General features: G+C 64.1%; 12 protein-coding genes and 1 pseudogene. 1 reads left to right on the top strand and 12 read right to left on the bottom strand.

The genetic code is table 11. From position 1 onward, the window contains the following. The first annotated feature begins 42 nt into the window (after positions 1-42). On the top strand, positions 43-903 hold the full coding sequence (locus HU825_RS08960; RefSeq protein ID WP_008567001.1) for a LysR family transcriptional regulator: 861 nt from the start codon (positions 43-45) through the stop codon (positions 901-903). A 12-nt stretch (positions 904-915) separates the two neighbouring features. Here HU825_RS08960 and HU825_RS08955 read toward each other — a convergent pair whose 3' ends face one another. From HU825_RS08955 to nosZ, 12 genes and pseudogenes are all read right to left on the bottom strand, one after another. After that, positions 916-2,055: an HPP family protein gene (locus HU825_RS08955; RefSeq protein ID WP_234303335.1), complete on the bottom strand. Its 1,140-nt coding sequence runs from the start codon at positions 2,053-2,055 to the stop codon at positions 916-918. 93 nt (positions 2,056-2,148) lie between these two features. Further along, positions 2,149-3,591, bottom strand: a complete 1,443-nt coding sequence (gene ccoN / locus HU825_RS08950) for a cytochrome-c oxidase, cbb3-type subunit I (protein ID WP_234303334.1) — start codon at positions 3,589-3,591, stop codon at positions 2,149-2,151. Positions 3,592-3,884: 293 nt separating this feature from the next. After that, the gene (locus HU825_RS18875; protein WP_431978471.1) at positions 3,885-4,280 is read right to left on the bottom strand and encodes a CZB domain-containing protein; all 396 of its coding nucleotides are present in this window, start codon (positions 4,278-4,280) and stop codon (positions 3,885-3,887) included. Positions 4,281-4,349: 69 nt separating this feature from the next. After that, positions 4,350-4,619, bottom strand: a pseudogene (locus HU825_RS18870) (methyl-accepting chemotaxis protein); the annotation flags it as partial. A 384-nt stretch (positions 4,620-5,003) separates the two neighbouring features. Continuing rightward, entirely contained in the window at positions 5,004-5,747 is a 744-nt protein-coding gene (locus HU825_RS08940) for an SDR family NAD(P)-dependent oxidoreductase (protein ID WP_043295754.1), read from the bottom strand. A gap of 144 nt (positions 5,748-5,891) precedes the next feature. After that, positions 5,892-7,082: an NnrS family protein gene (locus HU825_RS08935; protein ID WP_043295753.1), complete on the bottom strand. Its 1,191-nt coding sequence runs from the start codon at positions 7,080-7,082 to the stop codon at positions 5,892-5,894. Between the two features lie 370 nt (positions 7,083-7,452). After that, positions 7,453-7,638 carry a twin-arginine translocase TatA/TatE family subunit gene (tatA, locus tag HU825_RS08930; protein ID WP_043295752.1) on the bottom strand — a complete coding sequence of 62 codons (186 nt, stop codon included), beginning with the start codon at positions 7,636-7,638 and terminating at the stop codon, positions 7,453-7,455. A 29-nt stretch (positions 7,639-7,667) separates the two neighbouring features. Beyond that, positions 7,668-8,243: a nitrous oxide reductase accessory protein NosL gene (locus tag HU825_RS08925; protein ID WP_138299303.1), complete on the bottom strand. Its 576-nt coding sequence runs from the start codon at positions 8,241-8,243 to the stop codon at positions 7,668-7,670. A gap of 23 nt (positions 8,244-8,266) precedes the next feature. Then, the gene (locus tag HU825_RS08920; protein ID WP_138300011.1) at positions 8,267-9,097 is read right to left on the bottom strand and encodes an ABC transporter permease; all 831 of its coding nucleotides are present in this window, start codon (positions 9,095-9,097) and stop codon (positions 8,267-8,269) included. Beyond that, positions 9,094-10,020: an ABC transporter ATP-binding protein gene (locus tag HU825_RS08915; protein ID WP_234303333.1), complete on the bottom strand. Its 927-nt coding sequence runs from the start codon at positions 10,018-10,020 to the stop codon at positions 9,094-9,096. The genes HU825_RS08920 and HU825_RS08915 overlap by 4 nt, the downstream gene beginning before the upstream one ends. Then, entirely contained in the window at positions 10,017-11,327 is a 1,311-nt protein-coding gene (locus tag HU825_RS08910; RefSeq protein ID WP_431978455.1) for a nitrous oxide reductase family maturation protein NosD, read from the bottom strand. Before HU825_RS08910 ends, HU825_RS08915 begins: the two co-directional genes overlap by 4 nt. A gap of 133 nt (positions 11,328-11,460) precedes the next feature. Continuing rightward, complete coding sequence (gene nosZ / locus HU825_RS08905) at positions 11,461-13,374, bottom strand: TAT-dependent nitrous-oxide reductase (protein ID WP_234303332.1); 1,914 nt, start codon at positions 13,372-13,374, stop codon at positions 11,461-11,463. Positions 13,375-13,387 lie beyond the last annotated feature (13 nt).

The raw sequence follows: 13,387 nt of genomic DNA, 5'->3' as shown, positions 1-13,387 counted from the left end.
AATCTTCAGTCGAATCATTTTTCTTGCACTGAAGGCGCGTTAGTGGATATCGATCTTGCCCGTACCTTTCTTGAGATCATCCGCAGCGGCAGCTTCATCGGTGCCGCCGAACGCATGCATATCACCCAGACGGCGGTGACCGCGCGGGTGCACAATCTCGAAAGCCAGCTGGGCTGCCGCCTGTTCGTGCGCAACCGCGCCGGCGCGCGGCTGACCGACGACGGTGAGCGCTTCGTCGCCTACGCCAACCAACTGGTGCAGACCTGGGAAGCCGCGCGGCGCGACCTGCCGCTGTCGCAGGGCGGCGGCAAGCTGCTGACCCTCGGTTCCGAAGTGAGTCTGTGCAATCCGCTGATGCTGGCGTGGGTCCAGCGCCTGCGTCAGAGCCTGCCGAGCCATGCGGTGCGGCTGGAGGTCGGCAGTGGCGAGGAGCTGCAGAAGAAGCTCGACCTCGGCGTGCTCGATGCCGCACTGGTGCACCAGCCGGAATACTGGCCGGGCCTGCAGATCGAACAACTGCTGGAGGAAAAGCTGATCCAGGTGGTGCAGGCAGAAAACCCCACACCCTACCTGTATGTCGACTGGGGCCCGGCGTTCCGCAAGCAGCACAACCAGGCGTTGCCCGAGTACACCCGCGCCGCGCTGTCGTTCGGCCTCGGCCCGCTGGCGCTACAGTATCTGGTGCAGTGCGGCGGGCGTGGCTACTTCCGCACCCGCGTGGTCCAGCGCTACCTGGAGAGCGGCGTTCTCAAGCGAGTGGAGCAGGCGCCGGAGTTTTCCTACCCGATCTATCTGGTCCACGCCCGCGCCAGCGAGTCGCCAGCGCTGGCCAGGGCCATCGAGCTGCTGCGCGAAGTGGCCCGCGACGACTTCGACTGGTCGCGCTGGTACTACGAGATCTGATGGCGCGCCGGCTCAGTCCGGCAGATGCTTGAGCCAGTTACGGTACAGCGCGGCGATCAGGTCAGTCTGGGTGATCATGCCGATCAGCCGCTGCTGCGCATCGATCACCGGCAGGCAGTGCAGGCCGCGGTCGGAGAGCAGATAGACCAGCTCGACCATGTGCGTATCGGCCGTCACCGACACCACGGGCGACGTCATGATGGCACGCAGCTTGGTGCCGCGCAGGAAGTTCAACTGGCCGAAGCTGAGCCGCCCCGGCTGCGGGTGGAAGTGCTTGAGCAGATCCACCTGCGTCACGATGCCGACCAGTCGATGATCGTCGCCCTCCACCACCGGCAGCGAGCGCAGCCGATGTGCCTGCAGCGTCTGCCACGCCTGTTCGATGAAGGTATCCGGGGTGTGCCAGCGCAAATCGCGCGACATCACGTGCGCCGCGGTGATCTCCCCCATGCTGCGGCGCAGCGCGTGCTTCTCGGTCTGCTTGATCAAGCGTTCGAGATCGTCGCGGGTGACGTCGACATACTCGCCGAACTCCCGCAACGCCTGGTCGACGTCGTCATGGGTGAAGCTCATGCGCTCGCTGGGCGGCAGGTCATGGGTGTGATGGACGTTCTCGCGACTCAGCCGCGGCTTCGGATAGGGATGCCCGGTGAGGTTGTTGTAGACCAGCGCAACCGCCACCAGCAGCAACGAATAGAACAGCACCGGGCCGATCAGGACGAACCCCAGCTGATGCACCTCCGCGCCGCCGACCGCCGCCACCAGCGACAGCGCGATGCTCGGCGGATGCAGACAGCGCAGGGAAAACAGGCAGATCAGCGACAGACAGGCCGCCAGCGCCAGCGAAAGCACACTCGGCAGGCCGCTCATGCCCAGCCCGATACCGATCAGCGCGGCGACCACATTGCCAGCCAGCAGTGCCCACGGCTGGGCGAACGGGCTGGACGAGGCGACGAACACCAGCACCGCCGACGCCCCGGCCGGCCCCATGATCTGCAGGGTCAGCGGCGTGCCGACGGTCCAGTAACCGGCGCAGAACACCAGCGGCATGACCAGGGCGATGCCGAAGGCGGCGCGCAGCCATTCCTTCGGAGAAGCATTCAGGGGGGCGGGGATGAACGAGCGGAACCACAGGCTGAGGGAGTCGTGCATGTTTACTGCTTGGCGGATCGATCGGGGGAGGCGCCGCGAGGGCGCGCGAATAAAAAGTCCGTCCTTGGACAGGTGAGGAAAACGGTGAGGCGATCAGCCGGCCACGGTCAGCGGCGACACGCCGGTCAGTGGCTCTTCGCGCGCTGCGCGAACGGTCAGCCAGGTATTGAACGCCATCAGCAACATGCCCGCGGCGAAGATCGCGCCGCCGGTCATGCGTACCAGGTAACCGGGATGGCTGGCTTCCAGTGCCTCGACGAAGGAGTAGGTGAGCGTGCCGTCCTCGTTGACCGCGCGCCACATCAGACCCTGGGTAATGCCGTTGACCCACATCGAGGCGATGTAGAGCACGGTGCCGATGGTCGCCAGCCAGAAGTGCGCGTTGATCAGACCGACGCTGTACATCTGCTCACGGCCCCAGAGCCGCGGAATCAGGTGGTACAGCGAGCCGATGGAGATCATCGCCACCCAACCGAGCGCACCGGCGTGCACGTGGCCGATGGTCCAATCGGTGTAGTGCGACAGAGCGTTGACGGTCTTGATCGCCATCATCGGGCCCTCGAAGGTGGACATGCCGTAGAAGGCCAGCGACACCACCAGAAAGCGCAGGATCGGATCGGTGCGCAACTTATGCCAGGCGCCCGACAGGGTCATCATGCCGTTGATCATGCCGCCCCAGCTCGGTGCGAGCAGGATGATGGACATCGCCATGCCCAGGCTCTGCGCCCAGTCCGGCAGTGCGGTGTAGTGCAGATGGTGCGGGCCGGCCCAGATGTAGATGGAGATGATCGCCCAGAAGTGCACGATCGACAGCCGGTAGGAATAGATCGGGCGCCCCGCCTGCTTGGGCACGAAGTAATACATCATGCCGAGAAAGCCCACCGAGAGGATGAAGCCCACCACGCTGTGGCCGTACCACCACTGCACCATGGCGTCGGTCGCGCCGGAGTACAGCGAATAGGACTTGAGCAGGCTCACCGGAATCAGCGCGTGGTTGATGATGTGCACCATGCCGGTGACGATGATGAACGCACCGAAGAACCAGTTGCCGACATAGATGTGGCCGATCCGGCGGCGTGCGATGGTGCCGAAGAACAGGTAGGCGTAGAGCACCCAGATCAGCGTGACCCACAGCGCGATCGGCCACTCCATCTCGGCGTATTCCTTGGATGTCGTGTAGCCCAGCGCGTAGGTGACCGGCATCGCCACGCAGGCGGCCTGCCAGCCCCAGAACACCACGCTGGCCAGCCGATCGGAAATCAGCCGGGCGTGACTGGTACGCTGCACGATGTAGAACGACGAGGCGAACAGCGCGCCGCCGCCGAAGGCGAAGATCACCAGATTGGTATGGATGGGCCGCAACCGCCCAAAGCTGGTCCACGGCAGATCGAAGTTCAACTGTGGCCACACCAGTTGCGCCGCGATGAACACCCCAAGACCCATGCCGATTACGCCCCAAAACAGGGTCATCAGGGTGAATTGCCGCACCACGTGGTAGTTGTAGGCGATCGCTTCAGGGTTGTGCTGTTCGCTCATGCTCGCTGGGCGGGCCAGCACGGGCACCGGTGAACGAGCATAGAAATCTGCAGGCGCAACACTTCCAATGGTCGACGGACCGGCACACCGTACTCACTCGCCGCTCCTCCAGGGATCGGTTCATGTTCGGACGCGACGGTGAGTCGCGCAGACGGAATGCCTGCGCATTGTCAGCGGGCAGTTGAATAATCTCTAACGAATAGTATTGCAGGGAGAGTGCAATAAAATTGCACAAACATGCGTTTGGTCATTTTTACGACTGACCTATCGTGCTTCGCAACGCCTCGGCGGATTCAGGCAGCCCGCGTTACGCTTCGCTCGTATTGCTCGATCACGGCGTTGACGATGCGCATCACCTCCAGGTTGGCCTCCTCCATCCGCTCCAGATGGCGCAGCGCGTTCTCTAGCGAGTCCTGCCCGAATGCATCGATCGCTGCCTGCCCCTGCGCGTGCACCGCGGTATGTGGCCGCTCGATCTGGGCGAAACAGTCCAGCGCCTGGATGTCCCGATTGCCCTCGCCGTAATACCAGCGTCCGAAGCGGCAATCGCGCTCGCCGGGCAGTTGTGGCGCCTGCTGCGAGCGCTCGCCGAGCAGGTGGTTGTAGACCACGAACTTCAGCGACAGCTCGTCGAGGTTGGCCAGCTCGACCCCGGCGCGCAGCGAAGCCGCCGAACTGCTCTCGCGCATCGCGCCGGCCAGCTGATGCAGGGTGCGCATCGCCCCGACCGCATCCTCGGTGGTACGACTGAAGCCCTGCGCATGAGTGCCCTGCAGCTGGATGTAGTCGTGCACGTTGCGAATCTCGGCCTGCACCTCGCCGATCTTGCGCACGATGTCGTCGGTCGCCAGCGCGGTTTTTTCCGCCAGGCTGCGGATTTCCCCGGCGACCACCGCAAAGCCGCGCCCCGCCTCGCCGGCACGCGCCGCCTCGATGGCCGCGTTGAGCGCCAGCAGGTTGGTCTGGCTGGCGATGCCGCTGATCAGATCAACGATGCCATTGATCTCCTGCGAGCGCTCAGCCAGGGTATCGACCTTGCGCGACGCCAGGTCCAGACCGCTTTCCATCTCCGCGGCGCGGCCCTGCAGCTCGCCGAAGTGCTTCTGGTTGCTCAGCGCTGCCGCTGCAACTTCACCGGCGCGCCCCTTGTTCTCGCCCAGCTGGCCGGTGAGGAACTCGAAGGATTCGCTCAGGTTCGCAACCGACACACTGAAGCGCGTCAGGCTGGCGGACACGCCGCGGTAATAGTCGAGCTGGCGCTGGCCACTCCGGCTGGCGGTTTCGGCCTGCTGCAGCTGTTGCTCCAGCCCGGCGATGCGCGTGGCCTGCTCGGCATGGCTGGCGCGCAGTGCGTCCAGCTCCTGCTGCAGGCGTAGCGCTGCCTTGTTCTTGAACCACATAGGGTCACCCCTTCAGCTGACGGTGTAGCCGTTGTCGACCACCCAATCCTGACCATAAACGCCACGCGCGCCCTGCGAGAGCTGGAACAGGATCACGTTGGCAACGGCCGAGGACTCGAGGAAATGCCCCGGCAGCAGGCGCTTGGTGACGCTTTCGGCGACCTCGTCGAGCTGCTCGTCGGTCAGCCCGAGGCTGCCCCAGATCGCGGTCGCGGTCGGCCCGGGCGAAACCATGTTGATGCGCACATCCAACGGCGCGAACTCCACGGCCAGGGTCCGCGCCTGCGCGCCCAGTGCCGCCTTGCTGGCGATATAGGCCGCCAGCCCCGGGAAGGCCGAACGGGTGAGGAAGGTGCCGATGAAGACCACCGAGGCCGGCTTGGCCAGCTCGCCGCGCAGAGCATTCAGGGTATTCAGCGCACCGGCACCGTTGACCGCCCACTGCCGGTCGAACGCCGGCATGTCGAGCCCGCAGGCCAGTTCGGCGATGCCGGCATTGGGCACCAGATAGCTCACCGGTCCCATTTCCGCGGCCCGCCGGCTCAATGCCTGCAGATCGTCGGCATGGGTCACGTCGCCCTGCAGCCAGACCAACTGATCGGGATAGGACTGTAGCAGCGGCTCGAGCCCACCCAGGGTACGCGACATAGCCAGTACCCGCGCGCCGCGCTGCAGCAACGCGGCGCACAGCGCCAGACCGATACCGGAACTGGCTCCGGTGATCACCGCCAGACGATCGAGGAATTCGCTTTTCATCGTTTACTCCATTGCTCGGCGCGGCCGAGCCCACGGCTGCCGGCACGGCGGCCGACAGCGGATTGGTGCCTCAGAAGGAAAGACGGCCTTCGCTCGTTCGATCCGTCCTCCGTGGCGCCGGCGAAATCGCCGACGCCGGTGAAATCAGCCCGGATGGCCATCGACCCGTGCACTCACCAGCATCGGTGCGTAGCGCCAGGCATAGATGAGGAAGGCCAGCGTCCAGCAAAGCGCCGCAAGCCAGAGTCCGGCGACGGGCCAGACCGCCGTGAGAAACACCCGCGCCAGCGTGCCCAGGTTGAACAGCACGAAGGCGGCGACGACTCCCGCCGGCGGCTGCAGCGGCCGGCCGGTATGCCCCAAGGTGACCCGTGCGATCATCGCCAGGATCAGGCCGCTCATGGAGCCGACGCTCAGCGCGTGCAACGCCGGGCTGGCATTGACCAGCAGGCCGAAATGCCAGAGCGCCAGGCCGAACGCCGCCACCACCAGCCAGAGCATCGCCAGATGCAATGACCACAGCAGCGCGACGCCCCAGATCCCTTTGTCGTACCAGCGCGCCAGACGCAGCAGGTGTCCAGCACCGACTGCGGCGAACAGCAGCCCCAGCAGCGGATGCGCCTGCAACCCCAGTCCCAGCGCGTAGAGGATCGCAATCAGCGCCGTACCGACCAGCAAGGCGACATCCAGCCAGACCCACGGCTTGATCGCCTCGACCCAGCCCAGACCGCGCTGGGTAAAGAACGGGATCACCCGTCCGCCGATCAGGGCCATCAGCGCAGCCACCAGCCACAGGCCGGCCCACACGCCCTGGCGTTGCAGGCCGTCATCGCCCTGCAGCAGCCCCACCAGCACCAGCACGTCGGCCGCGATCATCAACGACAGCACCGCCACGATCGGGTAATTACGCTTCTGCCGCACCGCCCAGAGCATCTGCGCCATCAGCAGCGCGACGGCGAGCGGAAACAGCAGTTCCAGCGGCACCAGCAACGCCAGCGGCAGACCGAACAGCCAGCCCAGACGCGCCGCCAGCCAGACTAGCGCCAGCGCCATCAGCCGGTTGCCGGACGGCGCGACCTGGCCTGTCCATGTCTGTACGGCGGTGAGCAGAAAACCGGCAACGATGGCCATCGCGAAGCCGAACAGCATTTCGTGGCGATGCCAGGCGAGCCAGCCGCCGGTGGGTTGCAAGCCTGGCCAGAAGCCGGTCCAGGCGGCTACCCAGAGCGGAACTGCCAGCAGCGCGTAGACGCTGCCGGCGAGAAAGAATGGGCGAAACGCGAGCCTCCAGATGGGCGGGATACTCAGGGCTTTTCGCCGATCGATAACTTGCACGGAAGGCCTCCAGATCGTTCTCATGCCCGGCAGATGCGCCAGGATGGTGCAAGCTGACCGGAACCATGTGTGCTCCCACGACATCGGGAGCCAGGGTTACTTTCTACAGGTTAGAAGCCCTCGACAGACTTGATTGCAATCAGCTTTTTCCCGGACGGTCAGAAATCCCCGCAGCGCCGGGACTGAGATTGGCAGCGTTGCAGGCGGAACGGGATATCGAAGAGAAATCGCGGCGCGACGGCGAATTTGCGCAGGCGAACACCGCGAAAGCGGTGCGCGGCGCCGCGAAGACCCGCAGTTGCTGCGGGGTAGCGGGGGAATCGCCTGGCCCGATGCAGGCCAGGCGATGCCGGATCTGGACGCCCTGGCGTCAGACCCGATTGGCGTCCTGCTTGATCGCCTCGGTCGACGAGGCGCTCTCAGTGTCGCTGATGGATTTGCGGAACCCGCTGATCGCACTGCCCAGATCCGCGCCCAGGCCACGCAGGCGCTTGGTGCCAAACAGCATGACGACGATCAGGAGGATGATCAGGAGTTGCCAGATGCTGATACCCATAACTAACTCACCTCGTTGGATTGACGCGGTCAGTGACCGGCGTGTGCGTTGTCGTGTTGCGCTGGTGCGTGTTCATCATGCATCGCCCCGTGCTGCATGCTCGCAGCCTCCTGCAGCAAGGCCTGGTCGATCTGCTCGAAGCGCAGCACGCGACCGCCATGCTCGGCCGCGAGTTTCTGCGCGGCCGCCTCGTCGGAGAAGCTCGCCAGCGATGCACCCATCGCCCCCTTGAGCGAAGTGCCGATCACGTAATAGGCGCTGGTCGCGTCAATCAGATGCGCGTCGTCCGGGTGTTCCCACTGGCTCTTGCCCATGTCGTGTACGTACAGCTTCGCATCGAGCAGCTTGTTCTCGGGCTGCAGCCACCAGCCGAGCATCTCGGCGGTGGAACAGAATTTCTTCACGCCCCCCTTCTCCACCGCCTGGCCTTTCGGCCCTGGGAAATCGCTGATGACCATGCCGCATACATGGCATTCGTCATTTTCGTGGAAGGCCACCGGATCGAGCGCCTGCTTGACCTCCTCCTTTTCACCGCAGGCGGCCAGCCCCAGGCCCAGGGCCAGCAGCAACAGCGCGCGAATACCGTGATGATAAAGCCGATTCATAGGAGACTCCTTGTACGTTGGGATCACGTCAGACGCCGACGGAACATGCCGTAGGCCAGCAACAGCGAGGCGCCGACCCAGGCCAGCAGGCACAGCCAGAGCACCGCGCCGGGAACCGGCAGATCGCTGCCCAGCGACAACACGCCCATCGCGCTGCCGGCGCCCTCGAAGCCCGACAGGTTGATCAGGCGATAGATGTCCGTGGGGTTGAGCAGCAGCAGCCAGGGCAGCAGCTCGGGACTGAACTTGCCCTCGCTGAGCACCAGCAGCGCCAGCAGCACGAGATCGAAGACCAGCACGAAGAGGAACCAGACGCCCAGCGCCAACCCGGCCGCACTGGACTTCTCGCTGACCTTGCTGCTGAGCACGTAGGCCAGGGCGAGGAACACCCAGCCGAGCAGCGTCGAGGAGATCATGAAGCGGCCGAACGCCCAGAGCAGCAGGCCCAGTTCGATATCGTCGACCAGCAGGGCAATCGCCAGCGCGGCGCAGCCGAAGCCGATCAGCACCGCCAGGGCGAGGATCAGTCCGTGGCCGACAAATTTGCCGAGCAGGATCTGTCCACGGCCGAGCGGATAGGTCAGCAGCAGCATCAGCGTGCCGCCTTCGTCCTCGCCGACGATCGCGTCATAGGCCAACAGCAGCGCGATTAGCGGCATCAGGAAGGTGGCCAGGCTGGCCAGGCTGGCGATGGTCGCCGGGATCGAGGTGAATCCCAGCTGCCCGGACGCCGCGGCGCCCAGCCAGGCGATGCCCACCGCGAGTACGGCAAACAGCAGGCTGATGGCGAGCAGCCAGCGGTTGCGCAGGCCGTCGCTGAGTTCCTTGCGGGCGATATTCCAGATCTGGTTCATGCTCGGACCTCCTGGGTGCGCACATCGCCGGCGCGTTCCATGTAATAGCGGTACAGGTCTTCCAGCGAGGGCTGGTGGATCTCGATGTCCTCCGGCTCGCCTTCGCCGAGCAGTTCGCGCAGCAGCACCAGCTTGTGGCCGTTGACCGCTACCACTTCGATGCTGGTTTCGCTCAGCGTGCGGGCACTATGACCCGCGTCGCTCCAGCGCTGGCGCCAGTGCTCGCTGCTGCCTATGCCGCTGGCACGGATGCGCACCGGCAGGCCGGCTTCGGCACGCAGCTGGGCCAGGCTGCCCACCGCCTGCAGGCGACCCTTGGCGAGAATCGCCGCACGGTTGATGTGCGACTCGACACCCGGCAGCACGTGGGAGCAGAGGATGACGCTGGTGCCGCCCTGGCGCAGGCGGTCGATCAGCAGATACAGCTCCTGCGTGGCGATCGGGTCGAGACCGACCGTCGGCTCGTCGAGCAGCAGCAGGCGCGGCTGGCCGAGCACTGCCTGGGCCAGGCCGAGACGCTGGCGCATGCCCTTGGAATAGGTTTTCACCCGCCGGTCTGCAGCATGAGCCAGACCGACCTGCTCGAGCAGATCGTCGACCTGCCCCAGCGGCGTGCTCTTCAGCCGGGCGAAATGACGCAGGGTTTCGCGGCCGGTCAACTGCGGGTAGAAGGTCACGTTCTCCGGCAGATAACCCATCTGGCGACGCACGTCGGTGGTGCGCGGATCGCGGCCGAGCACCCGCACCTGCCCCTCGCTGGCCTGCAGCAGGCCGAGGATCAGCTTCATGCTGGTGGTCTTGCCGGCGCCGTTGTGGCCGAACAGGCCCAGCACCTCGCCCTCGCCGAGGGTCAGGTTCAAGTCGTGCAGCACCGTCATGCTGCCGTAACGCTGGCTGACGCCCTGGATCTCTACCGCATTCATGAGGACGGCTCCTGCGTGGTGTTCATCAATTTCTGGGTCGGCAGATGCATCAACGGATGGCTGTCCTGCACCCCCGGCGACTTGACCACCGGGAAGGCGCGCTGTGCCCAACGCAACACCTCGATGCTGGGGCTGTTCATCAGCAGCCGAACCTGTGGATACATCCACAGCAGGCGGTCAACGTTGTCGTTGGGCTCGTAGGGCACGTCGCCCAGGCCATCCTCGTTGCGATCCCAGCCCAGGTAGTCGCTCCAGTAGTTGCCGCGCCCGTCCACGGACCATTCCTGGGTGCGGGTGGCGACGTACTTGACCTGTTGCTCGTTGCCGACGAAGGCATTGGCGCTGATCTTGTTGTCCTCCGAGCCTGCGGTCAGGTGAATACCCAGGTTGCTGTGCTCGAAGTGGTTGTTCTCGATGGTGTTGAACAGCGAGTTGTAGATGAACAGCGCCTTGCCTTCGCCGCCGCTGATCATGCTGTCGCCACCGGTATCGCCACGCTGCACGTCGCTGACGAAGTTGTTCTTCAGCGTCGAGTAGGTGATGTAGTTCATCAGGATGCCGTAGTTCTGATCCTGTTCGGAGCGGTTGCCGATCACCACCAGCTTGCGGCTCTGCATCAGCGCGAAGCCGGTACGGGTGCGGCGCGTTATGTTATCGATCACGCTGTTGTCGTTGGCGAACATGTAGTGCACGCCGTAACGCAGGTCCTCGAGAACATTGCCCTCCAAATGGTTGCCGTTGGAAGTATCGATATAGATACCGTCGCGCGTGTCGCGGACGTGATTGCCAACAACCTCGGCACCATGCACCGCATACAGATGGATACCGTTTCCGCGATCCTGGGAACGCACGCTGGGGTCACCGACGATGCGGTTACCGATGATCTTCACATCCTGCGTTCCGTCGGCCCAGATGCCGAAGCCGGCGCCCTCGAGACGGTTGTCCTTGAGCTGCGCGCCACGCGCGTTGCGCTCGATGAACACGGCAGAGTTCATCGCGGTGAGGTCGCGCCCCCAATCGAGAAGCGTGCAGCCTTCGACCGTGACATCGGGCGCTCCGATGTTCAGTGCATTGCCTTCGCCCTGCGCCCGAATCACGGCTCCGGGCTCGCAGCGCAGGTGCATCGGCTGGTCTATGCGGAACTGCCCGGCGTATTCACCGGCCGGCAGCCGCCAAAGTTTTTCACCCTCCGCCTGCAACGGCAGAGCGGTGATCGATTGCGGCGCCGCCTGAGCCACGCCACCGAATACGAGAAAAATGCAGAGTGCCCACGGAGAGAGCACATCGACAGCCTGAGATCTGAGCACGACAGTTACCTTATTCAGCGTCCAGGCAGATTGCGGGTGTTTCTCAGTGCCGGCAAGGGTGCCGGAACAAATCTAAGGAAAGGTTGCTGCAGAGATTCCTGCCCGACCGGAGGGGTCGGGCAGGAAGTTCGGCTTACGCCGGCTCGACCATCATGCGGCCGACCATTTCCATGTGCAGCGCGTGGCAGAACCAGCTGCAGTAGTACCAGTGCAGACCGGGCTTATCGGCCACAAAGGTAATGGAAGAGGTCTGCTGCGGGCTGATCTCCATGCTCACACCGTGGTTGACCATGACGAAGCCGTGGGACACGTCCTCGATCTGGTCGATGTTGGTGATGGTCACGGTGACTTCATCGCCCTGCTTGACCGTGAACTCCTGCACACCGTAGGCCGGAGCCATCGAGGTCATGTAGACGCGCACCTTGTTGCCGTCGCGGATGACCTTGTTGTCGGTTTCCAGGTTGATGCCGTCTTTCTTGGCCATCTCCACAGTGCCGGCGAAGAACGGATCGTTGCGGTCCCAGATCTTCTTGGTCTTGATCTGGTCGCGGCGGGCCATGATGCAGTCATGCGGCTCGGCGAAGGTGGGGCCGTCGTGCACCAGCTTCATCTCGTCGCCGGAAATGTCGATCAGCTGATCGTTTTCCGGATGCAGCGGGCCGGTCGGCAGGAAGCGGTCCTTACCGAACTTGCACAGTGCCACCAGCCACTTGCCATCGGCTTCGCTGGTTTCGCACAGCGAGGCATGGATGTGGCCCGGCTGATAGTGCACGTCGAGCTTCTGCTTGATGTAGTTGACCTTCTCGCCCTTGTAGGCACGACGGGCTTCTTCCATGTTCCACTTGACCACCTGGCTGTCGATGAACAGCGTGGTGTATGCGTTGCCGCGACCGTCGAAGGTGGTATGCAGCGGGCCGAGGCCCAGCTCCGGCTCGCCGACGATGACGTCACGCGGGTCCTTGAGCTTGCCAGCGAACAGGTCGGGCAGCATGTCGATGGCGATCATCGAGCAGGTCGGCGACAGTTTGCCGTTGGCGATGAAGTACTTGCCGTCGGACGAGGTGTTGCAGCCGTGCGGGTTCTTCGGCACCGGAATGTAGCGGGTGAACTCGCTGTCCTTGTCGCCCTTCTTGCGACCGTCGAGCACCGGCACCTTGGAGTCGCCCAGGGTGATGAACTTGCCCGCCTTGACCGCTTTTTCAGCCGCGTGGATGTCGAATACCACAACCCAGTCGCGCTCGTTGCGCATCATGCCGCCCAGATCGAAGGCCTTCTCCGAGTTGTAGCAGGTGGAGGCGGCGAAGCGGCCGGTGTAGTCGGCGTCGGTGTTATCGAGGTTGCCGTCGACGATGATCTGGAACGCCATTTCCATCTTCTCGGCGTCGATCACGTTGTACATGGTGTAGCTGTTTTCGTCCTGCAGGTCGAACACCTTGCCGTCGTTCGGGTGCGGAATGACGAACTCGGCGTTAGCGAAGACATACTTGGTGTGCGGCACCTTCTGCAGGCGCAGGCCGTGGATGGCCTGGCAGTTCGGCACGGTCAGGATCTTGTCGCACTTCATGATATCCAGACGGATACGCGCGACGCGGGTGTTGGCCTTGTCGTTGATGAACAGGTACTTGCCATCGTACTTGCCGTCGGTCATCGAGATGTGCGGGTGGTGGCAGTCGCCATTGAGGAACTTGGCGCTGTCGCCGAGGACCGCCTTGCTCTCATTGGTCAGGCCCCAGCCGGTGGCCGAGTCGACGTTGAATACCGGGATGCGCATCAGTTCGCGCATCGACGGCACGCCCATCACGCGCACTTCGCCCTGGTGACCACCGGACCAGAAACCGTAGTACTCATCCAGCTCACCCGGAGCCACATGAATCTTCGATTTCGCTTCCTTGACCGCGGCCGCGAAGGACTCGCGCGTCATGACGGAAGTGCCCAGGGCGGTGGCAGCAACAGCCGCACCGGTCATGGCAGTTGCGCCGAGGAAGCCACGGCGGCTCAGGCCACCCTTCTCCAGCGTTTCGGGATTGTTCTTGCTCTTGTCACTCATGGGGGTGTTGCTC

Origin of the sequence: Pseudomonas phenolilytica (assembly GCF_021432765.1) — a bacterium.
GTDB lineage: Bacteria > Pseudomonadota > Gammaproteobacteria > Pseudomonadales > Pseudomonadaceae > Stutzerimonas > Stutzerimonas phenolilytica.
This window is presented reverse-complemented; position numbering and strand designations above follow the sequence as displayed.

Bases quoted from the DNA above. Each gene is read 5' to 3' on its own strand.
- HU825_RS08955 (WP_234303335.1), bottom strand. From the start codon at position 2,055: ATGCACGACTCCCTCAGCCTGTGGTTCCGCTCGTTCATCCCCGCCCCC.
- ccoN (WP_234303334.1), bottom strand. From the start codon at position 3,591: ATGAGCGAACAGCACAACCCTGAAGCGATCGCCTACAACTACCACGTG.
- HU825_RS18875 (WP_431978471.1), bottom strand. From the start codon at position 4,280: ATGCGCGAGAGCAGTTCGGCGGCTTCGCTGCGCGCCGGGGTCGAGCTG.
- HU825_RS08940 (WP_043295754.1), bottom strand. From the start codon at position 5,747: ATGAAAAGCGAATTCCTCGATCGTCTGGCGGTGATCACCGGAGCCAGT.
- tatA (WP_043295752.1), bottom strand. From the start codon at position 7,638: ATGGGTATCAGCATCTGGCAACTCCTGATCATCCTCCTGATCGTCGTC.
- HU825_RS08925 (WP_138299303.1), bottom strand. From the start codon at position 8,243: ATGAATCGGCTTTATCATCACGGTATTCGCGCGCTGTTGCTGCTGGCC.
- HU825_RS08920 (WP_138300011.1), bottom strand. From the start codon at position 9,097: ATGAACCAGATCTGGAATATCGCCCGCAAGGAACTCAGCGACGGCCTG.
- HU825_RS08915 (WP_234303333.1), bottom strand. From the start codon at position 10,020: ATGAATGCGGTAGAGATCCAGGGCGTCAGCCAGCGTTACGGCAGCATG.
- nosZ (WP_234303332.1), bottom strand. From the start codon at position 13,374: ATGAGTGACAAGAGCAAGAACAATCCCGAAACGCTGGAGAAGGGTGGC.